The sequence below is a fragment of the Neobacillus sp. genome (assembly GCF_031988165.1).
Taxonomy (GTDB): Bacteria; Bacillota; Bacilli; order Bacillales; family Cytobacillaceae; genus Neobacillus; species Neobacillus rhizosphaerae.
This window is the reverse complement of record NZ_DALZYO010000032.1, coordinates 1-26310: the sequence shown is the minus strand read 5'-3', so window position 1 is coordinate 26310 and position 26310 is coordinate 1. Positions and strand designations below refer to the sequence as shown.

Annotated in this window: 24 protein-coding genes and 2 pseudogenes; 5 read left to right on the top strand and 21 right to left on the bottom strand. The window is 39.3% G+C overall.

The genetic code is table 11. The features are described 5' to 3' along the window. Positions 1-26: 26 nt before the first annotated feature. The 4 genes from floA to rpsU form a co-directional block, all read right to left on the bottom strand. Positions 27-1022: a flotillin-like protein FloA gene (floA, locus tag RTR43_RS18080; RefSeq protein ID WP_312473618.1), complete on the bottom strand. Its 996-nt coding sequence runs from the start codon at positions 1020-1022 to the stop codon at positions 27-29. A 15-nt stretch (positions 1023-1037) separates the two neighbouring features. Beyond that, positions 1038-1673 (bottom strand): NfeD family protein, encoded by a 636-nt coding sequence (locus RTR43_RS18075; protein WP_312473617.1) that lies wholly within the window; start codon positions 1671-1673, stop codon positions 1038-1040. Positions 1674-1799: 126 nt separating this feature from the next. Next, positions 1800-2246, bottom strand: a complete 447-nt coding sequence (locus RTR43_RS18070) for a GatB/YqeY domain-containing protein (RefSeq protein ID WP_312473616.1) — start codon at positions 2244-2246, stop codon at positions 1800-1802. Between the two features lie 15 nt (positions 2247-2261). Further along, a complete protein-coding gene (rpsU, locus tag RTR43_RS18065; RefSeq protein ID WP_007087607.1) occupies positions 2262-2435 on the bottom strand; it encodes a 30S ribosomal protein S21 in 174 nt (57 codons plus the stop codon). A gap of 216 nt (positions 2436-2651) precedes the next feature. Here rpsU and RTR43_RS18060 point away from each other — a divergent pair, with 216 nt between their 5' ends. After that, positions 2652-3593, top strand: a complete 942-nt coding sequence (locus tag RTR43_RS18060; protein ID WP_312473615.1) for a Na/Pi symporter — start codon at positions 2652-2654, stop codon at positions 3591-3593. A 31-nt stretch (positions 3594-3624) separates the two neighbouring features. Here RTR43_RS18060 and deoC read toward each other — a convergent pair whose 3' ends face one another. The 13 genes from deoC to gpr form a co-directional block, all read right to left on the bottom strand. Beyond that, complete coding sequence (deoC, locus tag RTR43_RS18055; RefSeq protein ID WP_312473614.1) at positions 3625-4299, bottom strand: deoxyribose-phosphate aldolase; 675 nt, start codon at positions 4297-4299, stop codon at positions 3625-3627. A gap of 111 nt (positions 4300-4410) precedes the next feature. After that, on the bottom strand, positions 4411-5784 hold the full coding sequence (mtaB, locus tag RTR43_RS18050) for a tRNA (N(6)-L-threonylcarbamoyladenosine(37)-C(2))-methylthiotransferase MtaB (protein WP_312473613.1): 1374 nt from the start codon (positions 5782-5784) through the stop codon (positions 4411-4413). A 7-nt stretch (positions 5785-5791) separates the two neighbouring features. After that, positions 5792-6541 carry a 16S rRNA (uracil(1498)-N(3))-methyltransferase gene (locus RTR43_RS18045; protein WP_312473612.1) on the bottom strand — a complete coding sequence of 250 codons (750 nt, stop codon included), beginning with the start codon at positions 6539-6541 and terminating at the stop codon, positions 5792-5794. 97 nt (positions 6542-6638) lie between these two features. Further along, positions 6639-7580, bottom strand: coding sequence for a 50S ribosomal protein L11 methyltransferase (gene prmA, locus RTR43_RS18040; protein WP_248735725.1), 942 nt, complete (start codon positions 7578-7580; stop codon positions 6639-6641). Positions 7581-7596: 16 nt separating this feature from the next. After that, entirely contained in the window at positions 7597-8730 is a 1134-nt protein-coding gene (dnaJ, locus tag RTR43_RS18035; protein WP_312473611.1) for a molecular chaperone DnaJ, read from the bottom strand. A gap of 179 nt (positions 8731-8909) precedes the next feature. Continuing rightward, complete coding sequence (dnaK, locus tag RTR43_RS18030; RefSeq protein WP_312473610.1) at positions 8910-10745, bottom strand: molecular chaperone DnaK; 1836 nt, start codon at positions 10743-10745, stop codon at positions 8910-8912. Between the two features lie 30 nt (positions 10746-10775). Then, entirely contained in the window at positions 10776-11372 is a 597-nt protein-coding gene (gene grpE / locus RTR43_RS18025) for a nucleotide exchange factor GrpE (RefSeq protein WP_312473652.1), read from the bottom strand. A gap of 110 nt (positions 11373-11482) precedes the next feature. After that, the gene (gene hrcA, locus RTR43_RS18020) at positions 11483-12514 is read right to left on the bottom strand and encodes a heat-inducible transcriptional repressor HrcA (RefSeq protein ID WP_312473651.1); all 1032 of its coding nucleotides are present in this window, start codon (positions 12512-12514) and stop codon (positions 11483-11485) included. A 120-nt stretch (positions 12515-12634) separates the two neighbouring features. Then, positions 12635-13774 carry a radical SAM family heme chaperone HemW gene (hemW, locus tag RTR43_RS18015; protein WP_312473609.1) on the bottom strand — a complete coding sequence of 380 codons (1140 nt, stop codon included), beginning with the start codon at positions 13772-13774 and terminating at the stop codon, positions 12635-12637. An 81-nt stretch (positions 13775-13855) separates the two neighbouring features. After that, the gene (gene lepA, locus RTR43_RS18010) at positions 13856-15691 is read right to left on the bottom strand and encodes a translation elongation factor 4 (protein ID WP_312473608.1); all 1836 of its coding nucleotides are present in this window, start codon (positions 15689-15691) and stop codon (positions 13856-13858) included. Positions 15692-16222: 531 nt separating this feature from the next. Then, entirely contained in the window at positions 16223-16549 is a 327-nt protein-coding gene (locus RTR43_RS18005; protein ID WP_312473607.1) for a DUF3679 domain-containing protein, read from the bottom strand. An 18-nt stretch (positions 16550-16567) separates the two neighbouring features. After that, a complete protein-coding gene (gene spoIIP / locus RTR43_RS18000) occupies positions 16568-17773 on the bottom strand; it encodes a stage II sporulation protein P (protein ID WP_312473606.1) in 1206 nt (401 codons plus the stop codon). A 126-nt stretch (positions 17774-17899) separates the two neighbouring features. Further along, entirely contained in the window at positions 17900-19024 is a 1125-nt protein-coding gene (gene gpr, locus RTR43_RS17995) for a GPR endopeptidase (RefSeq protein WP_312473605.1), read from the bottom strand. Positions 19025-19218: 194 nt separating this feature from the next. On the opposite strand from gpr, the gene rpsT reads away from it, so the two are divergent. After that, entirely contained in the window at positions 19219-19479 is a 261-nt protein-coding gene (rpsT, locus tag RTR43_RS17990; protein ID WP_312473604.1) for a 30S ribosomal protein S20, read from the top strand. A 97-nt stretch (positions 19480-19576) separates the two neighbouring features. On the opposite strand, the gene holA is transcribed toward rpsT, so the two are convergent. Beyond that, positions 19577-20593, bottom strand: a complete 1017-nt coding sequence (holA, locus tag RTR43_RS17985) for a DNA polymerase III subunit delta (RefSeq protein WP_312473603.1) — start codon at positions 20591-20593, stop codon at positions 19577-19579. A 315-nt stretch (positions 20594-20908) separates the two neighbouring features. Between holA and RTR43_RS17980 the strand changes: the two genes are divergently transcribed. Further along, on the top strand, positions 20909-21043 hold the full coding sequence (locus RTR43_RS17980) for a YqzM family protein (RefSeq protein WP_312473602.1): 135 nt from the start codon (positions 20909-20911) through the stop codon (positions 21041-21043). 83 nt (positions 21044-21126) lie between these two features. On the opposite strand, the gene RTR43_RS17975 is transcribed toward RTR43_RS17980, so the two are convergent. From RTR43_RS17975 to RTR43_RS17965, 3 genes and pseudogenes are all read right to left on the bottom strand, one after another. Then, positions 21127-23526 carry a DNA internalization-related competence protein ComEC/Rec2 gene (locus RTR43_RS17975; RefSeq protein ID WP_312473601.1) on the bottom strand — a complete coding sequence of 800 codons (2400 nt, stop codon included), beginning with the start codon at positions 23524-23526 and terminating at the stop codon, positions 21127-21129. Positions 23527-23629: 103 nt separating this feature from the next. Next, positions 23630-24076 (bottom strand): annotated as a pseudogene (locus RTR43_RS17970) (ComE operon protein 2); the annotation flags it as partial. 71 nt (positions 24077-24147) lie between these two features. After that, positions 24148-24792, bottom strand: a complete 645-nt coding sequence (locus RTR43_RS17965; protein ID WP_312473599.1) for a helix-hairpin-helix domain-containing protein — start codon at positions 24790-24792, stop codon at positions 24148-24150. 86 nt (positions 24793-24878) lie between these two features. Here RTR43_RS17965 and comER point away from each other — a divergent pair, with 86 nt between their 5' ends. Further along, the gene (gene comER, locus RTR43_RS17960) at positions 24879-25703 is read left to right on the top strand and encodes a late competence protein ComER (RefSeq protein ID WP_312473598.1); all 825 of its coding nucleotides are present in this window, start codon (positions 24879-24881) and stop codon (positions 25701-25703) included. A gap of 394 nt (positions 25704-26097) precedes the next feature. Then, positions 26098-26310, top strand: a pseudogene (locus RTR43_RS17955) (transposase); the annotation flags it as partial.

Below are 26310 nucleotides of genomic sequence, written 5' to 3'. Positions count from 1 at the left end.
CCCTCCTTTTTTAAACAAAGTGGGTTTTACTGATCGTCCTTTTTCTCGCCTGTTATCTTCCCGATGGATCCTCGCATATCTGTATCTGCGGAAATGTTTTTAATGTTCATATAGTCCATGACACCAATATTACCTGATTTAAGCGCTTCAGCCATCGCAAGTGGTACCTCTGCTTCCGCCTCGACAACTTTTGCTCTCATTTCTTGTACTTTTGCCTTCATTTCTTGTTCTTGTGCTACTGCCATTGCCCGGCGCTCTTCAGCCTTTGCTTGGGCAATTTTCTTATCTGCTTCCGCTTGTTCTGTTTGAAGCTCGGCACCGATATTTTTACCGATATCAACATCCGCAATATCAATCGACAGAATTTCAAAAGCTGTACCAGCATCAAGTCCTTTTGCAAGCACCGTTTGCGAGATTAAATCGGGATTTTCCAAGACCTTGCTATGACTATCCGATGAACCGATTGTTGAAACAACCCCTTCGCCAACACGGGCAACAACGGTTTCTTCACCAGCCCCACCAACGAGACGGTCGATATTTGCACGTACAGTAATTCTTGCTTTTGCTTTTACTTCAATCCCATTCATGGCAACACCGGCGATGAATGGTGTTTCAATTACTTTTGGATTAACACTCATTTGCACCGCTTCTAAAACATCACGTCCAGCAAGATCAATCGCTGCACAACGCTCAAATGATAGTTCGATGTTGGCACGGTGTGCGGCAATCAGTGCATTTACCACTCTGTCTACATTACCACCAGCTAAATAGTGGCTTTCAAGCTGATTAATTGTTACATTGATTCCAGCTTTATGGGCTTTAATTAGCGGATTTACTACCCGACTTGGAGTTACCCTTCTAAGCCTCATCCCTACAAGTGTAAAAATGCTAATTCTAACACCAGCAGCCAGTGCAGAAATCCAAAGCATGACCGGTACAAAGGATAATAATATTCCTAAGAAAATTACAGCAACAACGACAACAGCAACGATAAAAATAGTTCCTCCAGATACCACATCCATTACAAAAACCTCCTTTTATTCAATCTCTCTAACAACAATTCGTGCTCCTTCAACCTTAATAACCTTTATTGATGCATTTTGTTCAATAAAGCCACCTTCACTCACCACGTCAACTCGTTCATTATTAATAATCACGGTTCCGGCAGGCCTTAAAATAGTTAAGGCTGTCCCTTCCCTTCCTAAAAGGTCCGTACGGTTAATATTAGAAACATAACCATCTTCTTTTTTAGCTGAGTCAAACAATACCATTCTATTAAATAGAACAAGTTTTTTACCAAAAATCTTAATCATCATAAAGAAAACCACAATAGAAAAGAAAATGGCAATTAATATGGAAACACCTATTTGTAGGACATCTCCACTCGCTAAAAAAAGGCTTAAAATCAAAGCAGCAACACCAAGCGTTCCTGAAACAGCACCAGGCAAAAATAACTCTAAAAAGATAAGCAGAATTCCTGCAACAAATAAAAGTAATGTTCCATATCCCGCTAGCCCCGCTTGAAAATGCCCATAAAAGAAGATAATTAGCGCCAAAACACCGATAAATCCGGCAATACCAAACTTCGCTGAAAACAGTTCCAATACGATTCCAACTCCCGCAATCGTTAAGAGAACGGTTATAATAACCGGGTTTGTCAGAAATTCAATCATCTGATGAACCCCCCTTTCTAGTTTTCATCTGACTGTAATCTATACGGATGAATGCCAAAAAAGTTTCATTTTTTAAAAATTTAAAAGACCGCAGACGGAATTGCCTGCGATCTCGGTGTCAGAATACTATGAAAGGTGTTGTTGTACAAATTTATTTACAAGTGATCCGTCTGCTTTTCCCTTTACTTTAGGCATAATCGCAGCCATCACTTTTCCCATTTCCGCTTTTGATGTTGCACCGACTTCAGCAATCGTTTCTTTTACGATTACGGACAGCTCATCTTCAGAAAGCTGTTTCGGCATATACAGTTCGACGATAGCCAACTCTGTACGCAATTTTTCAACTAGATCTTCACGACCAGCTTTATCAAATTCATGGAGGGAGTCTTTGCGTTGTTTTACTTCGCGAGAAAGGACTGTTAGCTCTACATCTTCGGAAAGCTCTTTAGTACCAAGCTTAATGGCTTCATTTTGCAATGAGGCTTTAACCATCCGAATGACTGAGAGTCTGTCTTTTTCCTTGTTTTTCATCGCTTGTTTCATATCATTATTTAAACGCTCGAGAAGACTCATGTATTACACCCTCTCTTAAAACTTACGTTTTCTTGCTGCTTCAGACTTTTTCTTACGTTTTACACTTGGCTTTTCATAGAATTCGCGCTTTCTTGCCTCTTGCAAAGTACCAGTTTTTGATACTGTACGTTTGAAGCGACGAAGAGCATCTTCAAGCGATTCGTTTTTACGAACGACGGTTTTAGACATTCTCTTTCCCTCCCTCCGAAACACAACACACTAACATTCAATCCATGTACCTTGCAATTATAATATAACCTTGATACAAGGTCAACTGAAAATCGTATAGTTAAAACAACCTTTTCACTTTTTTATACTCATAAACATAATAGCCTGTCTTTATTTTCTGTTAAAGTGGCATGTCCCTTCATATAGGACCATACACTGAAAGAAGGGGGCCAAAAAATGCAATACATACTTTTATTTGTTCTTTGTATTTTTTTATTTATTTTTGGAATGACGATTATTAGGTTTGGATTATTTAATTTGTCAGCAACTAAATTGAAAACATGGTTGATAAAACTAACTAGGACACCATTAAAAGGAATGTTGACCGGGACGTTTATTACAGCCCTTCTTCAAAGCAGCTCCGCTGTTATGGTCATAACAATTGGATTAATTTCCGCAAGAATCATGACCTTTCCTCAATCTATCGGAATTATTCTCGGAACTAATATTGGAACGACCTTTAAAACAGAGTTAATTACGTTTAATTTGGATGCCATCCTTGTTCCTTTGGCTATTAGCGGTGCCCTACTTATTTTATTTAAAAACAAAAAAGCCAGAAGTATTGGCATGCTGCTGTTTGGAATCGCCTCTGTTTTTACTGCGATGAAAGGATTCGAGTTACTAGCGCATCCATTAACAACAATGAACTATATTAATAAATTTATTTTATCCATCAATGACAATATCATCTTCAGTTTATTAACGGGGGCCATAATCACGGCTATTATTCAGTCAAGCACTGCAATGACTGGAATGGCCATGGGCTTTCTAACTGCCGGCCTTTTGCAGCTGGATGCGGGAATTGCCATTGTGCTTGGCGCTAATATTGGAACATGCATTACAGCCGTCATTGCTTCCATGGGAGGTGGAACAGAATCAAGACTGGCAGCTTATGCCCATGTTTGGCTCAATGTTTTTGGCGTTTTACTATTTATCCCTCTGATTCCACTTCTCACCGATAACGCAACAATACTAGCTAGTAAAAAAGACGTTCAATTAGCTCATATTAGTGTGATTTTTAATGTGGCCACCTCATTGGTCGTTTTACCATTTGCAACAAGATTTGGTGAGATGATTTTATTTTTACACAACAGAAAGCCTAAGCGACCTATTTCTTGAACAAAAAAACGGCTTAATCGCCGTCTTTTTGTTAGTAATCAGAGCTTACTGTAAGTCCATTTATGATCGCAACGCTTGAACTTGCACCAATCCTCGTTGCCCCAGCCTCAATCATTTTTTGGGCATCCTCTGTGCTTCGTACACCACCGGAAGCTTTGACACCGATATCCGGCCCCACTGTTTGTCTCATGAGAGCAATGTCATCAGCGGTAGCTCCTCCTGTTGAAAACCCTGTAGAGGTTTTCACATAGTCAGCACCTGCTTTTACGGAAAGCTCACAGGCACGGATTTTTTCATCCCTTGTTAATAAACATGTTTCAATAATCACTTTTGAGAGTGCCCTGCCCTTTGCAACTTCGACAACAGCACGGATGTCACTTTCCACTAGTTCATCGTTTCGATCTTTAAGCGCACCAATATTGATGACCATATCCACTTCATCGGCACCATGATCAATTGCATTTTTCGTTTCGAACTCTTTTGTTTCAGAAGTTGACGCCCCTAAAGGAAATCCTATGACAGTACAGACCTTCACACCGCTGCCCGTTAATAATTCTTTTGCTGTACTGACCCAGAATGGATTAATACAAACGGAAAAGAATTTATTCTCCTTAGCTTCTTGGCATAAGGTTTCAATCTGCTGCCTCGTTGCTTCTGGCTTTAGTAAGGTGTGGTCAATCATTGCAGCAACATTTGTAGTAGTCATTTATATGCCTCCTTCAAATATCAGTCTAAAAATTTTATGGTTTAGATAGAAATTTGCTGCTGATGATAGTATGCCCCAAAATAAAAAGGACCCGCAAGAGGTCCTTTTTCCTTAAATAGCAGCTTCTTCTTTATGAAAAACTTCATTCTTCACTAACGAAGTATCTTCAACAACTCTTACAAATTGGCCTTCATTGTGAGGATAGCCGGCTTTTGTGATTTTAATTTTAACAATTTTACCAATCAACTCTTCAGGGCCTGAAAAAACAACTTTCATGTAATTATCAGAGTATCCCAGCAAAAAACCAGAATTAGCTTCTTCCATGGATACCTCTTCAGGAATCACATCCAATACTTCACCTTCAAATAAGGATGCATATTCCTTTGCCAGCTGATCAGAAAGGGAAATTAAGCGATGAACCCGTTCATTTTTCACATCTTCATCCACTTGGTCCTCCATGCGGGCAGCCGGTGTACCAGTACGCTTAGAATATGGGAAAACGTGAAGCTCAGAGAATTTATGGTCTTTAATAAAATTATACGTTTCCATGAATTCTTCTTCTGTTTCTCCAGGGAATCCAACAATGACATCAGAGGTAACCGCAAGTCCTGGAAGTACCTCTTTCAGGCGATCAAGTCTCTCTCCAAAGAATTCCATCGTATATTTCCGACGCATTCGTTTTAGGACGGAATTGGAACCAGATTGCAATGGAATGTGCAAATGACGAACAACGATATTCGAGTGCTTAATAACTTCAATTACTTCATCAGTAATCTGACTCGCTTCAATCGACGAAATACGGAGGCGTTCTATCCCCTTTACCTCTGCTTCTAAATCACGAAGCAATAAAGCAAGATTGTAGTCCTTCAAGTCTTCTCCATAACCGCCAGTGTGTATTCCAGTTAAGACGATTTCCTTGTACCCAGCATCCACTAACTGCTGGGCTTGGCGGATCACTTCCTTTGGATCACGAGATCTCATCAGACCGCGGGCCCAAGGGATGATACAGAAGGTACAAAAATTATTACAGCCCTCCTGAATTTTTAACGATGCACGTGTCCTGTCGGTAAAAGCGGGAACGTCAAGCTCTTCGTAAATACGATTTTTCATGATATTGCCAACACCATTAATCGGCTGGCGTTCCGCTTTATATTGCTCAATATAATCAAGCATTTTCACTCGGTCCTGTGTACCTACAACAATATCGACACCAGGAATCGCCATAATTTCCGCAGGTGATGTTTGTGCATAACACCCAGTTACACAAATAACAGCATCAGGATTTTTCCTTACAGCACGTCTAATGACTTGACGACTTTTTTTATCACCAGTATTCGTTACTGTACAAGTATTAATAATATATACATCCGAGATTGATTCAAATTCAACTCGTTCGTAGCCTTCCTGCTTAAACAACTGCCAGATGGCTTCAGTTTCATAATGGTTCACCTTGCATCCAAGAGTATGAAACGCGACTGTTGCCATTGCAAACTCACCTCAATAATTCAAAATGATAGGAAATAGCCGCAAGAGAATATAATGGCGCCGTTTCCGTTCTTAAAATTCGTGGGCCTAATCCGCAAAGACCAAACCCATAATTCCGTAATTGCTGAACCTCTTCATCCGCTAAGCCGCCTTCTGGTCCAAAAACTAAAAGGAGGGATTCCCCTTTTTTCATTTGTTGGAGGGTTGAAGAAAAAACGGAAATTTCACCGTTTCTACTCTCTTCTTCAAAGGCAGCTAATTTATAATCAAAATCCTTACTTATTCCCATTAAAGCTTTAAAGTTCATCGGGCTAACGATTTTAGGCATGACAGCACGATGGGATTGTTCAGCAGCTTCTTTAGCGATTTTTTTCCATCTATCTATTTTCTTGGCTGCTTTTTTTTCATCCCATTTCACGACTGAGCGGGCAGCTGAAAATGGAAGAAACTGATGGGCACCGAGTTCCGTTCCCTTTTGGATAATCCATTCTAGCTTGTCCCCTTTGGGCAGACCACTCGCAATCGTAATTAAAATTGGAAGCTCCGGAATCGCTTCTATCCATTGTACAACGTCTGCAACGACACTTTCATCGGTAATTTCTGCAAGCCTGCAAACTGCTTGTCTCCCTTCAGGGTCAACGCAAATAATTTGATCGCCAATTTGCATCCTCATCACCTTAACGATATGATGGCGGTCTTCTTCATCGATGAAAAAACGATCCTCATTTGCTTTTTTGTTAACAAAGTAGCGTTGCACACAATTGCACCCTCTCTAAAACGTTTACTCATTATTTTACTAAAAACATACTTATTTTGAAAGCAGAAAAAGGGGTATTCCCCCTTTCTCACCCTTGTTATATCCTTTTTGCGATAAGCGCAACCCAATCTTCCATAAGATTGGTTTCGGTAATCTCAAATCCTGAAGCTATTAAAGCCTCTTTCACCTGATCTTTTTTCGGCTGAATGATTCCAGATGCGATAAACACTCCACCCGGCTTGACTATACGAGCAACATCATCTGTAAACCGTAAGATGACTTCTGCTAAAATATTCGCGACAATCACATCGGCTGAGTTTTCCTCGACACCATCTAAAAGATTGTTTTGGGAAATTGATACAGTTTTACTTACCTTATTTAACTTAATATTCAGCTTAGCAGATGTTACCGCTACTTCATCAAGGTCATAGGCTCTAACATCTTCCGCACCAAGCATTGCCGCGGCAATACTTAATACTCCTGATCCAGTCCCGACATCAATAACCCTGTCACCCGGTCGGACAATTCTTTCAAGGGCTTGAATACACAGGACCGTTGTTGGATGTGTTCCAGTACCGAAAGCCATCCCAGGGTCTAATTCAATGATTAATTCATCACTGCTGACAGGCTCATAAATCTCCCAAGTAGGGACAATCGTAAATTTCTCAGAAATTTTCACCGGATTATAGTATTTCTTCCAAGCGGTTGCCCACTCTTCTTCGTGGACTTCACTAATGGTCACTTTGTTTTTTCCTAAATCAATATCATAAATAATGAGATTATTAATTGATTCCTTTATGGCCTCAACGGTCTCTCCTAAGAAACTGTTGACAGGAAGGTAGGCTTTAACCATAACGCCTTCCTCCGGATAATCATCTGGATTAAGTTGGTAGATTTCTCCGAATTGATCTTCCCTTTCCTTCGTCAATTCAAATGGATCTTCAATGACTACACCGCTCGCACCAGATTCATGCAAAATATAAGAAATAGGTTCGATCGCCTCGTTTGTTGTGTGGATACTGATTTCTGACCACTTCATTCTACCAACTCCATCCTTACTCGCTTTTAAAGGCACGTTTTACTTTTGAGAAAAAACTTTCTTCATGTTCACCAATCGGAGAATTACCGCTGAGCTCCGCAAATTCTCTTAAAAGCTGCTTTTGTTTCTCAGAGAGCTTCGTTGGCGTAATAATTCGAACGATTATATACTGATCTCCGACACCATATCCACGGACATTTGGTACACCTTTTCCTTTTAAACGGAATTTCTTACCCGTTTGCGTACCAGCAGGGATTTTCAGCTTCACTTTTCCATGCAAAGTTGGGACTTCAATTTCATCACCCAGCGATGCTTGAACAAACGTGATTGGCATTTCACAATAAATATCATCGCCATCTCGTTCAAAAAACTCATGTTGACGGACATGAAATACCACATAAAGGTCTCCTGATGGTCCTCCATTAATCCCGACTTCCCCTTGACCAGCCATACGTAACTGCTGACCGTCATCAATACCTGCTGGAATTTTAACGTGAATTTTCTTACGTTTTTTCACTTTTCCTGCACCGCCGCAGGTTGAACACTTATGCTTTATTTCTTTCCCGCTACCATTACAATGGTGACATGTACGGCGATTTACAATCCTGCCGAAAGGAGTGTTTTGCTCTACATTCAATTGGCCAGTTCCTTGGCAATGCTGACAAGTCTCTGGTTTTGTTCCTGGTTTTGCGCCTGATCCACTGCAAGTTTCGCATGTTTCTTCCCGTGGAATTTCAATATCTGTTTCTTTACCAAACGCTGCTTCTTCAAATGAAACAGTCATCGTGTACTGAAGGTCTGCCCCTTGTCTTGGTGCATTTGGATCACGTCGTCTCGAGCTGCCGCCTCCGCTACCAAAGAAGGTATTAAAGATATCTTCAAAACCCCCAAAACCGCCGCCGAAATCAGAACCACCGCCAAACCCTTGGTTCGGGTCCGTATGGCCAAACTGGTCATAATGGGCCTTTTTTTGATCATCGCTTAATACTTCATAAGCTTCGGTAATTTCCTTGAATTTATCAGCCGCATCTGGCTCTTTATTAATATCTGGATGATATTGTTTAGACAGTTTACGATAAGCTTTTTTTATTTCATCCTTTGAAGCACTCTTACTAATCCCTAGCACTTCATAGTAATCCCGTTTATTCATTGATTACCACTCCCGAATTCTTTCACATAAAGATTATTCTAACACCCTTAAGATAGTTAAAGCAACAAAAAAGCCAAAGCCACGAGACTGACTTTGACTTTTTCGCGAGTTAACAAATAATTACATATAACAAAGGTACCTGTGTAGCTACAGCGCCAAGGCGCTGTAGCTTATCTGTATTATTTATCGTCTTTTACTTCTTCAAATTCTGCATCGACAACATCGTCGTCTTTAGCAGTGGTACTTCCATCTTCTTGGCCGCCTTGCTGTGCTTGTGCCTGTTTAGCTGCTTCTTCATAAAGTTTAACGGTCAAGGCTTGAACGATTTCTTGTAATGCATCCTTTTTAGTACGGATTTCATTAAGATCATTTTTCTCAATCGCTTCTTTTAAAGCATCCTTAGCTTCATTTGCTTTTGCAACTTCACCCGCATCAACTTTATCTTCAAGGTCTTTTAATGTTTTTTCTGTTGTAAAGACAAGTTGGTCAGCTTCATTGCGAAGCTCCACTTCTTCCTTACGTTGTTTATCTGCATCCGCATTTTCTTCCGCTTCTCTGACCATTTTTTGAATTTCTTCGTCAGAAAGTCCTGTTGAAGATTTAATCGTAATTTGTTGTTCTTTATTTGTGCCAAGGTCTTTCGCACGTACATTTACAATACCATTTTTATCAATATCAAAATTCACTTCGATTTGTGGAATTCCACGTGGTGCTGGTGGAATATCCGATAACTGGAAACGGCCTAACGTTTTATTATTAGCTGCCATTGGACGTTCCCCTTGAAGGACATGAATATCCACAGCAGTTTGGCTGTCAGCAGCAGTTGAGAATACCTGTGATTTTGATGTAGGGATGGTGGTATTACGATCAATTAATTTCGTAAATACGCCGCCCATTGTTTCAATACCAAGCGATAATGGAGTAACATCAAGCAAGACAACATCTTTAACATCACCAGTGATAACTCCACCCTGAATAGCAGCACCCATTGCTACAACTTCATCTGGATTTACGCCGCGGTGAGGCTCCTGTCCAGTTGCTTTTTTAATTGCTTCTTGCACAGCAGGAATTCGTGTTGAACCACCTACAAGAATTACTTTATCAATTTGTGATGGCGACATGCCAGCATCGCTAAGAGCTTGACGAGTTGGACCCATTGTCCGTTCCACAAGATGAGCGGATAATTCATCAAATTTCGCTCTGGACATGGTTACTTCAAGGTGAAGCGGTCCAGCAGCCCCAGCTGTGATAAATGGAAGCGAAATTTGTGTTGAAGTTACACCAGATAAATCTTTTTTCGCTTTTTCTGCAGCATCCTTTAATCGCTGTAAAGCCATTTTATCTTGAGAAAGGTCAATACCATTTTCTTTCTTGAATTGGTCAACTAAATAATCAATAATCACTTGGTCAAAATCGTCACCACCAAGTCGATTATCACCTGCAGTTGCTTTAACTTGGAATACGCCGTCTCCAAGTTCAAGAATGGAAACGTCAAATGTACCACCACCAAGATCGTAAACAAGGATTGTATGATCATGATCGGTTTTATCTAGACCGTAAGCAAGCGCTGCAGCAGTCGGTTCATTGATAATACGTTCTACTTCAAGGCCAGCAATTTTTCCGGCATCTTTAGTTGCTTGACGTTCTGCATCATTAAAATAGGCCGGTACCGTAATAACAGCTTTTGTTACTGGCTCACCAAGATAATCTTCAGCAAATGATTTTAAATATTGAAGAATGATGGCAGATAGTTCCTGTGGAGTATAATTCTTGCCTTCAATCTCTTGCTTAAAACTTGTGCCCATATGACGTTTGATTGACATGATTGTATTTGGATTCGTAATTGCTTGGCGCTTTGCCACTTCTCCGACTTGACGCTCTCCATTTTTAAATGCAATAACGGAAGGAGTTGTACGATTTCCTTCTGGATTCGGAATTACTTTTGGTTCTCCGCCTTCAAGCACAGACACACAAGAGTTTGTTGTTCCAAGGTCAATACCAATTATTTTACTCATTGACTTTTCCTCCTAAATAAATATGTAAACTTATTGATTTACTTTTACCATTGCTGGGCGAATAACACGGTCCTTTAATAGATAACCCTTTTGAAATTCATCAGTAATAATATTGGATCCATAATTCTCATCCTCACCCTGCATCACGGCATGATGCTGATGTGGATCAAACTCTTTACCAACAGCTTCAATTTGTTCAACACCTTCTTTTTTCAAGGCATCTAAAAGACTACGATACACCATATCCATACCTTGCAAAAGTGACTTTGTTTGTTCATTGTCAGCTTCTATATTCATTGCCCTTTCAAAATTATCTAATGCAGGCAACAATTCGGTAATTAATGCTTGGGCTCTATATTTTTCGCTCGCATCTAGATCCAATCTAGTGCGACGGCGGAAATTATCAAAATCTGCTTGAAGTCGTAGATAACGATTATCTGCCAACTCTAACTTACTGTTTAGCTGTTGAATTTCTTGCAGTTGCTCTTCAATGGGATTTACATCCGTTTGTTCCGTTGTTTCCATCTCATCCGAAACAGTCTCTGCTGCTTTTTCTTCAGTAAGTTCAACGTGATCAGTACTCTCAGTTTCTACTTCTTCTTTCAATGTTTCGTTTCTCTCATTCATCAACTTACTCACCTCCCTTAAAGCATTTGCTTTTTTTACAAAAAAATCAATATTCATAGTTAAAGGGGTGAAACAAACAGGCATTTCACCCTTACTCAATATTACCTTTGCTAATTGGTTTGATACAGCTTCGTTAAGACCGCGGTCAAATCCTTGCTAAAAAATTGCAGCAGGCTAATCACACGTGAATATTCCATTCTTGTTGGACCAAGGATGGCAATGGTGCCTAAATTTTCAACACCTGCCGAATAGGTAGCTGTAATTAAACTACAATTATCCATAATACTATTATTGTTTTCCCTGCCAATTTTGATATGAATACCTGCCGATTCAGTTCTGATTAAATTATATATCCACTCTTCTTGATCAATCATTGTTAGAAGACTGCGGATTTTTGTAATATCATGAAATTCCGGCTGGCTTAACATATTTGTTTTTCCCCCGAAGAAAAGCTTTTCGGTTGCTGGCATTTTTAAAGAATCTGCAATCGTATGAAGCATTAAATCGTAGTTATGGATATGCTGTCTTAACAGCATCGCCACTTCCTTATAGATCTTATCGTTTAAATCATCAAGAGGCACTCCTGCTAAACGATTGTTCAAAATATTAACGGTTTTTTCTAAATCACTCGCATCAACCGAGGCAGGCAATGAAAAGGTTCGATTTTCAACATGGCCTGTATCGGTAACAAAAATAGCGACTGCTGTTTCTTTATTTAACGGTATGATTTGGATTTTTTTCAACTTATTAATACTCACGGCTGGTCCAAGAACAATCGAAGTATAATTGGTTAGATCCGATAGAATTTTAGCAGATCGTTGAATAATTTTTTCAAACTCAAAAATTTTCTCTGCAAAAATAGATTGAATAATCGTGATATCTTGCTGATTTAAAACCTGAGGCGACAGTAAATGATCAACATAATACCGATACCCTTTTTCCGATGGAACACGCCCTGAAGAGGTATGCGTTTTTTCAATAAATCCCAACTCTTCAAGGTCAGCCATTTCATTGCGAATCGTTGCTGAACTGAAGGAAATTTCCTCCTTTTTCGACAAACTCCTCGAGCCAACTGGTTGGGCAGATCGAATAAAGTCATCAACAATAACCTGAAGAATTAACAATTGACGATCTGTTAACAACATTCATCACCTCTGTTAGCACTCCCAGTTACCGAGTGCTAATTATACTAATAAATTATCAAAAAAGGGGGGATGGTGTCAATCATTTGATACTAAGAAAAAGCAGAACCTACTTCCAAGTCAAACAGTAACTAAGAAGGATTGAAAAACTTCATTTCCTAATAGCCGGCCCTTTTTTGTTAAAAATATTTTTTCTTTCTCCACTTCGATCCATTGTTTAGTAATTAAGTCGGCAATCTCATTCCTAAATATGTCTCGTGGGTCCCGGTCAAATTTCTCGATAAAATGAGAAATCGAAACTCCCTCTGTTTTACGTAACCCAAGGAACATTTCCTCTTCCATTTGTTCAGCTTTGGTTACCAGATGGTCTTCTAAAATCGGAAGAACACCGCTGTTTATTTGCTCGATATATTTTTTCAATGGACCTGAATTGGAGCGTCTGATTCCATTTAGATAACTGTGTGCACCAGCCCCAAAGCCATAATAATATTCGTTATTCCAATAGGTTAAGTTGTGCTTGCTTTCAAATCCAGGTTTTGAAAAATTGCTTATTTCATATTGTTTAAATCCTTGTTTTTCCATTTTATCCATCAAAAGCTCATACATCGCAGCTTCTACATCTTCACCTGGCGTTGCTAGTTTGCCTTTTTTCAGTAAGTTATAAAAAACCGTCTTTGGTTCAATGATTAAGGAATAAGCGGAATAATGAGTAATATCTAAGGAAAATGCCTCAATTAATGATTCTTCAAAATCTGTAATGGTTTGTGTTGGCAAGCTAAAGATGAGATCTATACTGATATTTTCAAATCCTACCTTTTTGGCATTTTCTACGGATTGATAAACATCCTTTGCTCGATGGACACGGCCGATTTTCTTTAACAGCTCATCATTAAAGGTTTGGACTCCAAGACTGATTCGGTTTACACCCGCATCCTTTAATATTTGTAATTTCTCCTTTGTTAAATCACCAGGATTTGCTTCAAAAGTGAATTCCAGCTTTTCGGCTTTGGGTAAATTCCTGTTAATACTTTCACAAAATCGATATAGCTGTTGTTCATTTAAAGAAGTCGGCGTGCCACCCCCAACAAATATCGTTTGCAGGTGATTTGTCGGATATTGAGCAAGAGTCATCTTCATTTCTTGGTCAAGAGCCTGCAAATAGTCATCTACAGGCTGTCCTTTTAGAAACACCTTATTAAAATCACAATAATGGCAAATATGTTCACAAAAAGGGATGTGAATATAGGCAGCTTGAATCATGTTTACACCTTCTCTTCTCATAACAAAAAGAGGCTGGATTTCGCCTTTAAGTAGACTAGTCCCACCCTCCCAATTAGTTTTTTATTTCTTTGTATTATTATCATCCATTTTTAAGACAGCCATAAATGCCTCTTGAGGTACTTCAACGGATCCGACTTGCTTCATCCGTTTTTTACCTTCCTTTTGTTTCTCGAGCAATTTACGCTTTCGGGAGATATCCCCGCCATAACATTTTGCCAATACGTTTTTCCGCATAGCTTTAATGGTGGAACGAGCAACAATCTTTTGACCGATAGCAGCTTGGATTGGAACCTCAAATTGCTGTCTTGGGATTAGTTCCTTCAATTTGTCAACGATTACTTTACCGCGGTCATAAGCAAAATCCTTGTGGACAATAAAGCTTAAGGCATCGACTTTTTCAGCGTTTAACAAGATATCCATTTTAACCAGGCTGGATGGTTTATAGCCAATCAGTTCATAATCGAAGGAGGCGTAACCCCTTGTACTTGATTTCAGTTGATCAAAGAAATCATAGACAATTTCAGCCAATGGAATTTCATAAATAATGCTTACCCGATTTTCCCCTTGATACTGCATATCAATAAAAATTCCACGCTTGAATTGGCATAGCTCCATAATAGCTCCAACATACTCGTTTGGTGCCATCATTGTTGCTTTCACATATGGCTCTTCGACACGATCAATTTTCTGCGGGTCCGGTAAATTAGACGGGTTATCCACTTTCAACTCGGAACCGTCTGTCATATGAACATGATAAATTACGCTTGGTGCTGTTGTAATTAAATCAATTTTGAATTCACGTTCAATCCGTTCTTGGATGATTTCCATGTGAAGCAGTCCGAGGAATCCGCATCGGAAGCCAAAACCAAGTGCCTGAGAGGTTTCTGGTTCGAATTGTAAGGCCGAATCATTCAATTGTAACTTTTCAAGTGCTTCACGAAGGTCATTAAATTTGGCCGTGTCGATTGGGTAAAGACCGCAATAAACCATCGGATTAAGCTTTCGATAACCTGGAAGCGGCTCAGTAGCCCCATTCTTCGCATTTGTGATCGTATCACCGACACGTGTATCGCCAACGTTTTTAATAGATGCTGTCAGAAAGCCAACATCACCAACGGTTAACTCATCAAGCAACGTCGATTTCGGTGAAAAAACACCTACTTCATTTACTTCAAACTCTTTTCCGGTTGCCATCATTTTTATTTTGTCGCCCACTTTAACAGAACCATCGACAACACGAATATAGGCAACAACTCCACGATAGGCATCATATAAGGAGTCAAAAATCAAGGCCTTTAATGGTGCATCCGGATCCCCAGTTGGCGCCGGCACAGTTTTGACAACTTGTTCAAGGATTTCTTCAATGCCAATTCCTGCTTTGGCGGAGGCTAAGACAGCTTCTGAGGCATCTAGGCCAATGACTTCTTCAATCTCACCGCGAACCCTTTCAGGCTCGGCACTTGGTAAGTCGATTTTATTAATAACCGGCAATATTTCAAGGTCGTTATCAAGGGCAAGGTATACGTTCGCTAGTGTCTGTGCTTCAATTCCCTGCGCAGCGTCAACGACTAAAATAGCCCCTTCGCATGCAGCAAGGCTCCTTGATACCTCATATGTGAAATCGACGTGTCCCGGTGTATCAATTAGATGAAAAATATATTCTTCTCCATCTTTTGCTTTATATTTTAACTGAACGGCATTTAACTTGATTGTAATCCCGCGTTCTCTCTCTAAATCCATTGAATCCAAGAGCTGGTCTTTCATTTCTCGAGATGACAGCGCATTGGTTTTTTCCAATATACGATCTGCCAATGTGGATTTCCCATGGTCAATATGAGCAATAATCGAGAAATTTCTTATCTTTGCTTGTCGTTTGAGTCTTTCTTCTCTGTTCATGGTCGTTCACTCCTACTTTACTCGCACATGTACACTATTGTTGATTATATCAGCAAAGAAAAGTGGAAATCAATGTTTTTAGAACAAGAAACTGCCTACGTAGAACACTTCTACATCGACTTTAGCTTTCTTTTTTCGTGGAAACGCCTACGTAGAACACCTCTACATCAGCTTTCGCCTTCTTTTTTCGTGGAAACACCTACGTAGAGCCCCTCTACATCGGCTTTTGCCTTCTTTTTTCGTGGAAACACCTACGTAGAACACCTCTACATCGGCTTTCGCCTTCTTTTTTCGTGGAAACGCCTACGTAGAGTCCCTCCCCGACTTTTGCCTTCTTTTTTCGTGGAAACGCCTACGTAGAGTCCCTCTACATCGACTTTCGCCTTCTTTTTTTGTGGAAACGCCTACGTAGAGTCCTTCTACATCGGCATACCCCTTCATTTTTCGTGGAAACACCTACGTAGAACACCTCTACATCGGCTTTTGCCTTCTTTTTTCAATAGCAGCACCATTGTGGCGCCGCTTTCATGACTAATCCGTTATTAGTTGAATCAATTTTTCGGAGGCGCTGGAAATACCGTTTGACATTTTCTTTCCCATCGAAGAGAAGAAATTAAACGCACTTATTTCCTCTAATTTCTTCTTTTTCGCCTCAATATCATGACTAGTGATATCCTTACCTAAAAAGGAGGCCCTTAAATCAGTATTCGTTTCTTTTATCGAGACAGCATTTTGAAAGTTTGGATCGTCATAGCCCTTCATTTTATGAATTCCGCCATTTGCAATTTGCATTCCGGTTAAAACGGAGATGAACATAAGAACGGCAATTCCAAAACTTTTCAGGATAAACATTTTCATAAATATGCTCCCTTACAGCTATTGTTTTTTTGTCGATTGGTCAACATCCTTGTTCACTTTCTCTGCCTGCCAGTAATATTCACTAAACACATCTGCAAGAGCGTCAGCCGAACGATTTAATTCTTCAAACGTATTATCGACGCCGCCGAATTCGATTAAGATTGCCTTATCTGATAGGTTTTGATTATAGATACTATTTGAGCCTGCATAATTTTTTACAATAACTCCCCGGCTTAGACCCTTATATTTTTTTTCTAAAAGACTATGAAGTTCCCTCGCCAACTTTTCATTCTTTTCATAATTGGGGTTTTTACCACCGATGATAAAGGCAAGTTTAGCAAATGAGTTCCCGTTTATAGTAACAGTTGTTTTGTCTTTTCGTTGTGAGTCTCTATGGATATCGATTAAATACTGTAAATCACGATTGGAAGCCATCGCAGCTTGAACAACCGAGCCGGATTCTTGGTAAGACCTTGTGTAACTTATCCCTTTTTTATTTAAATTCGCCTGAATATCAGTTTTATCAATAAACGTACCAATTCCTCGACCTTCTAAGCTCGTTTTTAATTGATCGCCAATTTTGGTTACGTTAATTTGAGAATGGTAGGCCATATCCGGATCCGTTACACCTTTAAGATAGGGTAAATAGGATTCCCTTGTATGTGTGAAATAAACGTAAACCAATTTGCGCTTGCCTGTGGATTGATCCGGCGTTGTTGGAGGCTTTTCACCTGTTGGTTTCTCAAGTCCTTCTAAATTCTGCAGCGCTGCCTCCCGCTCGGCTTTCATTATTTCAATCGGTGGCGAAGACTCAATTGGCATATTCGTATAATTCGTCCCTTCGCCAGCAACAACAATTTTCCCATCAAATTGAAAGAATCCAGGGAGCTCCCTTCCCAGAAGGCTTCGCGGGTCATTCAGATTAATATTGCTTGCTAACTTAATTACCAAACTGGTCAGCTTGGGGGTTGCCGCCAACTTTTTTTCCGCCTTCAAAAAATGATGGTTTTCCCAACCCATTAGTTGATATAGCCATTCACCGTTTACATTTATAGTTGCTTGATTTACTGAGGACGACATTAGTCTATATTGTGGCTTTAACGAAGTTAAGAGCCCGCTGATTGAAAAGACCAATATCATAAATAATGATAGAGCCGCGACAATTTTTAGAATACTTGTTCCTTGTACGCTCAGAAACGTACTTGATGTTCTAGCATTTTTCATGGTTCCACCCCGCTTCAACAATTCTAGTAAATCTTATGACAATACTAGAATTGATAGAACCATTTATTTTTTCTAGAAAATGAACTAATAGGGACCTCAACTTGCCCGGCCCCTTAAAGCAAAAAGCTATTTTGTATAAAATCCAGCATTCTCTTGATCAACCACACTGTGAAGTGAGGCATTCAACCCGTTCGCCAGCAGATTTGCCATATCCTCTATGAAAACGTCTACTTCCTTTGGTGTCACCATTAAATTGTGGCCGATTGGGGACAGGACTTCATAGATTAACTTTCGTTTTTCATCATCTGACAAGGTGCCTATCATACCGAGAAACGTCTTCCGATGTTTTTCTTCAGGTAAATCTTCTTCCGTTAGCTTTCTTTTTTCGCCAAAGCTCATTCCTGCTGGTGCAAGTGCCCTTGAAGGGCGATTACCTTCTCTCAACTCTTTCCCAAAATGTTTTAGAATGAAATCGATTGTGTCACTTGTAATTGACACAGCATCTACAACCGTTGGAACTCCGATGGCAATGACAGGAATGCCCAATGTTTCTTTACTGAGTTCCTTTCTTTTGTTACCGACTCCTGAACCAGGGTGAATGCCAGTATCGGAAATTTGGATGGTCGAATTTACTCTCTCAATGGATCTTGAAGCCAAAGCGTCAATGGCAATCACAAAATCAGGTTTTGTTTTTTCAACAACGCCAAAAATAATATCACTTGTCTCAATCCCTGTCAGACCCATAACACCTGGAGATAATGCACTTACGGAGCGATATCCTTCCTCCACATTTTCCGGCTGTAACTGGAATAAATGACGTGTGACAAGTAAGTTTTCACAAACCAACGGTCCAAGTGCATCTGGGGTTACATTCCAATTCCCAAGACCAACAACAAGACATGAATCTGTTTTTTTAATCCCGGAGCCTTCTAAAAAATATGAAAACTCCCTTGCAAATATCTCACCAACCTGCTTCTGGACCTCCGTATTTTGCTGACGGATTCCTTGTACCTCTACTGTTAAGTATCTTCCTGCTTTTTTACCGAGCTGCGCTTCTCCCTGTTTAGTTACTTCAACTAATGAAATTTTTATATCATCGACATCTTTTTCCTTGATGATGACGCCCTCAATTTGTGAAAGGTTTTCCTCGTTCCCGACTGTCCCCGCCCTACCGGCAATGACCATTTCCCTTGCTTCAATCGCTAAATCGGTTCGAACAGAATATTGACTTAAGTCAATCGACTCACCCATTTTTTTATTCACTCCTAACCCTATAAATTGAAACTATTTCCTATTTTTGCCCTTTTCGTCCTAAAACATGCAATTTATAAACAAGTATTGCAATATAGGCCTCTATTTGATAAAATACTTCTTGTTCTGAATTATTATGGATGAATGTATAGTCGAGTTCATATAGTCTCGATTCTTTGTAGGAGGTGAATGGAATGCCTAACATTAAATCTGCTATTAAGCGTGTAAAAACAAATGAAGCTAAAAATGCTCAAAATACAACTGCTAAATCCGCAATGCGTACAGCTGTTAAAAAAGTAGAAGCTGCGGTTTCAACTAACGACACTGTTGCTGCGAAAGAAGCATTAGTAACTGCTGCTAGTAAATTAGACAAGGCTGCTGCAAAAGGTCTTATCCACAAAAATGCTGCTGCTCGTAAAAAATCACGTCTAATGAAAAAATCTAACGCTTTATAAAAAACGGAAGCTTCCTTTGCGCGAAGTATACTAGCGCAGGAACACCAATTAATAAATAAGCGTAAAAAAACGATTCCCGATACAGGAATCGTTTTTTTTACTTTTTTAAGCGAAACAATAACATTTCAATTAGTAATGATTTATTCATACCGCCAGTTTTCATTTGATAGTCCGCCTCGGCAAGCAGCTCCATAAGGCCGGCTAATTCTTCATCAGAAAATTTGTTAGCCTGGCCGAGTGCCAGCTTAACACGGAACGGATGTGTTTTCAAATAACCAGCAATTTGCTGCTGCCCGTAGCCCCGTCTAGAAAGCTCCTTCACTTGGTAAATTAATCGGAATTGACCTGCCATGAGCGCCAAGATTTTGATTGGTTCTTCATTTTGCTTTAATAAGTCATAATAAATCCGTAAAGCCTCATCAAGCTTTCGCTGCACAACTTTTTCTATCAAGGAGAATATATTTTGCTCTAGCGATCTGGCCACTAACATTTCCACTAAATTTACATCAATTCTCTTTTGATCCGCGGCATATAAGGCCAGTTTATCTACTTCATTGGTAATCATAAACATATTTGTACCCACAAGTGCCAGTAGCTGTTCCACTGCCTCAGGTTCGAATTCTATCCCGCTGGCTTTCGCACGGTCTTTTACCCAATTGATTAATTCGTGGGCTCGTAACTTTTTTGCTTCAACAATTTCGGCATTTCGTTTTAATTCTTTAGTTACTTTTTTTCGTTCGTCTAGTTTTTCATAAGGAGCAGAAATAACCATTACCGTATATGGCGCTGGTTCCTTCAGATAAGCCTCAAATTTGGCTAAATTATGGTCAACCTTCTCTTTTGATTTTTCTGCAGTTAAAAAAGCTGGATTATGTAAAAAAACTACTTTTCTTTCACCAAAGAACGGAAATGTTTCGGCATCTTCTAAGGCCACATCTATTGGAGTTTCTTCTAAATCATACGCTGAAAAATTAAAATCCTTTTCTTCTTCGTTTAAAACATGGTTAAGTAGTAATTGTTTCGTTTCATTAATTAAATACGCCTCTGTTCCATATAATAAATAAATAGGAGCAAAATCCCTTTTTTTAATTTTTCGCCAAATATCTAATACCATTGTCCGCGCTCCCCTTCATTTCACTCACTACTTATCGTAATGAAGCTTGGACCATTTGACAAGTATTAAAAGGGAATTAGCTACTTTTCCAAAAATCCAAAAAGCGCCAATTCCCGCTCTATTATAAACGCCTGCAATATTTTGACCTAGGATCTTTTATTGCCTGGCGGAGTTCCCTTTCGTAATTATAGTGTAGCCTCTCTTGAGTCAAACTATTTTGACAACTCTTGTCAGTTCAGGAAAAGCAATTCGAAGTAGGCTGGATTTTTTTTACCGAATGACTTATACTATATGTTGAAATAGGAGGGGTAGACTGTGAACGAATTTGAAAAAAATCCGCAGAGTAAGCGTAACGATGCAATCGATTCTGGAGTAGGATTTGGGGTTTCCTTTGGCTTTTTTGCATTAATGTTTATCATTGCAACAGTCATTAAGCTAATCGGTTCATAATTGGATGGCTACATATGTGTAATTTCTAGGGCTGCGAATGCAGCCTCTTTTATTTATCCAATAGCAATGGTATAACTTTCCTATCAGGGAGAAGTGCAATCACACCCCTGTCTTCGCCTAACGGCTTGCCGATCGTAAGTTTTCTTTATTTTTATCCTATGGCAAAAAGTAGAAAAGGTTCCTTTATTTCGATAAAAACGGAAGGTTATCGCCCCCTGCAGATCCGTCCGGTAAATCGTGGTGTTCGTTTCTCTTAAACGCTCTAATACCTCTTGATGGGGATGTCCATATCGATTTTTTTCACCGGCAGAAATCAACGCAGTACTCGGTTTTATTTGCTTGATGAACGCTTCAGCACTAGAGGTTTTACTTCCATGATGACCTGCTTTTAAAACATCAACCATTAAATTAGGATATTTTTTAATGATTTTCATTTCCCCTTCTTGGTCAAGGTCTCCTCCAAAGAACCAGTTAACTCCCCCAATTTGAACAATTATTGTAATCGATCCACTGTTTCGTTCACCGCTAAAATTTTTTTCGGGTGAAAGAACATAAAATATACTCTGTTCAGTTTGCCATTGATCCCCTGCAGCTACTTTGAGGATTGGGATTCCCTTTTTATTTGCTGCTTGGATAATGTTTATTTCATTTTCAGAGGGGGCTGTAACAGATGGGAGGAGTATTTGCTTTACGTTAAGCTCTTTTATAATCGAAAAAGCCCCGCCCATATGGTCCATATCACCATGGGTAAGAATAAGTTTGTCGATTTTCGTGATTCCCTTTGCTTTCAAAAAAGGAACAACAACATCTCTGCCCACTTCATACGGTTTTGACCGTTGTCGCCATTCTTCTTCAGCAAACCTAATCGTCCCTCCTGTATCGATGAGATAGGTTCCCTTACCATGGGGGAAATGAATCAAAATACTATCACCTTGGCCAACATCAATTATCGTAACTTCCCCAAGCGGAGATAGCCAATTCCAGACATGTTGAAAGGTGAACAGAATCACAATCAGCGAGATAAGGTGGACTTTTCTTTTTGGATAAGACTTTTTTTCCCAGAGGTAGAAAATGCCTATTACGATAAGAATGTATATAATTATCTGGATTACGCTCGGCCTGCCAGAAACAAACCGGGCGAAACTTAAATCGGCAAGAGAACCAATAAGTTGATTAGATAAATAAATGATTTTCAAAAAAACAGTGATTAGGATTTGCGGCGTTTTTCCGAATAGAATTTGAATCATTAACAGGAAATATAATCCAGGGAGATAAATAAAGGAAAAAAGTGGGATGTACAACAGATTGGCTGCTATACCAATCAAAGACATTTCGAAATAATGATACAGCAATAATGGTAGCGCAGCCAATTGAGCTGTAACGGAAGTAGCCAGCATGCCTGCAAGATTTTCTTGAAACTGCCGCAATATAAATGGCGCTGACAGAATGATAGCAAGACTTACTGTAAAGGAAAGCTGAAAGCCAACATCAAAAATGACCTTGGGGGTAAAAAATAAAAAAATCATAAATGCCAAACTAATCGCATCAATTGCTAGAAGCTTTAGTTTACTTTTCCATTTTACAGTAATTAAGACAAGATAAATCATTAATGCTGCCCGGATTACAGATGGTGAAGCCCCAGTAAGAATAACATAAATTGGTAAAATAATGAAAAGGAAATTCATCATAAACTGTCTTGTTAATCCGATGCGAAGTCCCAGATAAGAAACCATTCCTATCAATATCGATACATGAAGGCCGGAAATGGCAAGCAAATGGACGATGCCGGTTTTTTGATAATCTCCTAATAAAACCGGATCAAGCATGCTTCGGTCACCAAATATTAAAGCGGACGAAAGTGAGGCAATTTCCTTTGGAAAATGGGCTTCAAGATAATGAATACCTGAAAAACGCAGCTGTTTAATCATGGTCATGGGAGAAGGTCTAATCGGGGAACAAGTTTGAAGTGGATTAGCCTGAATTTCTACAATCCAATAAATATTCTTCGAGGCTAGATAGGCACGATAGTTAAAGCCATTAGGATTTTTTTCACTGGAGGGTTTCTTCATGGTGCCTGACACCTTGCATAAACAGTCGTACATACTTTTATTTTTTACAACTTGTTTTTCTTCTTCTGATTTGATTTTGTAGCGGATGAGCAGTTTTTCTTTGAATTGTTTTTCGACTGCCGGTACCAGTAGCAGGTCGCCATCTATTTTGGGGTCTTGGATATATTCGAGATGAAAGGTGGTTGTTGTTTCGGGAATGATCGTCTTATTTATTGTTACTGCATGGTATCCAACTAGCAAAAAAAGCAACCAAATAGCCATTACTAGAATTAGCTGTGTTTTCTTAAATTGTTTGTTTTTGGATAAGGCCCAAAGATAAATAAAAAATAATAAAAAGAAAGGTAGAAATTTAATAAATGTGCAAAGTGCAGCTAATAAAGAGGCTATTGCAAAATATAGATATTTTCCACTCATATCTTTTCTCCATTTGTGATTTTTAATTTAGACGGACTTTTCTTAATGGTGTGAAACGCCGGCTTTTAACCGGCGTCTACAGAGAAATTTACTGATTAATTTTTCGAAAATCGATGACCGGTTCTTTCAGTTCCACCTTTTCTACTTTCACGTTTGCTTGTTCAAATAATTCGATAGCATACGGGTGATTCTTATAATCCACCGCATAATAAACCTTTTTAATACCTGCCTGGATAATCGCTTTACAGCATTGCAGGCAAGGAAAATGTGTAACATAAACTTCTGCCTCGGAGGTAGGCACACCAAACTTGGCACATTGCAGCAGTGCATTTATTTCCGCATGAATGGTCCTTACGCAATGATTATCAATCACATAACAACCTTTTTCAATACAATGATCCCCGCCTGCTATCGAGCCGTTGTAGCCGCCGGCAATAATTCGTTTATCTCTGACAATCGTTGCTCCAACAGTCAATCTTGTGCACGTGCTTCTTAATGCAAGCAAATGACTTTGGGCCATAAAATATTGATCCCATGAAATCCTGGTCACTAATTCCACTCCTTAGAAATACCTTTTATTTTAAGTGTAAGGGGGCTTGTCCAATTTGGTCAATGGAAGAATCAGTGAACCATAATCAAATCCTTTAATTTTTCAAACGTTTTTTCGCCAATACCGCTTATATTTTTTAAATCCTCCACTGCTTTAAATGGCCCGCTCGTATTCCGATATTCAACGATCGCCTTCGCTTTTGCTGGACCTATCCCAGGAAGCTTTTGTAGCTCCGTTTCATCGGCTTTATTGATATTAATCTTCCCTTGGTTTTGACTAGTGCCTCCTGATGCGATGGGTGGCCCTCCTGATGTGCCAGATGATGTGAAACCCTCTTCCCCCTTTGCTGGGATGTAAACAACCATTTCATCCTGGACATGCTCGGCAAAATTCACCTGACTTTGGTCTGCTTGGTCTGTTAATCCACCTGCCCGATTAATCACATCCATTACCCGTTCACCCTGTGTGGCTAGATAAACCCCAGGCAATTTAATCTGCCCCTTTACATCTACCATGATTTTTCCTGGCAGTTCAGCCTGTTTTGATTGATTGTTATTTTCTGCTTCCTTGCCAACAGTCTCTAGCTTATTGTCTAGCTGACTAATGGAAGAATTGGCTGGAGATTCTTCAAGGATATATAAATAATAATAACTCCCAAAAGCAATCAAAACAGCAGCCACTACATAAAACTTGTGTTCAATTAACCAGTCTTTCAACTGAATTCATCCTTTCTAAAGGTATATTTTATTATCCGTTTTCATATGGTTATAAAAGAATATTTCATGCGAAGGAGGGTCGGAAGATGAATATAGGTATCATTGGTACCGGTAATATGGGGAGTATTTTAGTTGAGGCCTTAATTGACGGTAATGCCGTATCCCCTTCATCCATAATGATTACAAACAGAACAAAAGCAAAAGCGATGTTGCTTAAAAATAAATATAGGGAAATTAGGATTGGGGCAAATGTCGAAGAAGTAGCGTTGGAGTCCGATTTGTTATTTATTTGCGTTAAACCATTAGATGTATATAAAATTCTCGATGAAATCAATCCACATTTAAGTACAGAAAAATGTCTTATTTCGATAACGAGTCCTGTCAGTACAAGCCAAATTGAACAAAAGGTATCCTGTTCAACCGTCCGGGTTATCCCAAGCATCACAAATCGTGCTTTATCCGGGGTGTCATTAATTACTTACGGAAAAAATTGCAATGAGCTGTGGAGAGAAAAAATAGACCAATTAATTACGAAGATTTCTGTCCCGGTTTATATTGATGAAAAAATTACGAGGGTTGCCTCTGATATCGTTAGTTGTGGCCCTGCCTTCTTCAGCTATCTCCTTCAGTGCTTCATCCAAGCAGCAGTAAAAGAAACAGAAATTGACAAAAATACTGCGACCATCTTTGCCAGTGAAATGATTGTCGGCCTTGGTGAGTTAATAAAACAAGGACATTATACCTTACCGTCGCTACAAGAAAAAGTTTGTGTAAAAGGTGGAATTACAGGTGAAGGAATAAAAGTATTGGAAAATGAGCTGGGGGAAGTGTTTGAACACCTGTTTCAGGCGACACATGCAAAGTTTAAAGAGGATCTGGATAAAGTAGAATTGCAGTTCTCTACTCAATAATTCGTGTCAACTTGACAAATTCCTGCTTTCTTTTTATAAAAGGCCATCTTTTTTTATAAGATGGCCTCAGTCTGTCGAAAAACCTTCGACAGCCTTTATTTTTTTATGTCACTTTAACATTTCACCGCGTTAATTTTATTAATGCAACATGTCTGTTGATTTGCGCTCCAATCAACAGGTGCAAATTCAATAATGTCCTCACACAACCAAAAAAATAAAAAAATAAGTGGTGAAATCTATGTTTAAACCAAGAGAATCTTCCCAAAGTGAATATGAATTTGTGTCTATTGATGAATTAGTTCCTGATGATCACCTCCTTCGTTTGATTGATAAATAGATTGATTTTTCGTTTCTTCTTGAATAAGTTCGCCCTTATTATAGTAATGATAACGGCCCACTACTATCCCAATGTACACGTTCGAAAAATATGGTAAAAGTTGTAACACGACATGTATGGGAGGAGCACTAGGAAAAGGTAAGGTTAAATTGCTTATCTAAATCGGGAAAATTGCTTTATAAATTTTGAAAGGAAAAATTGGAGCGAAGCTTCGTAGACTCAAAAGAGCTGCATGGGCTTCGCTACTGCCGGTTACGGGGATTAAAGAAT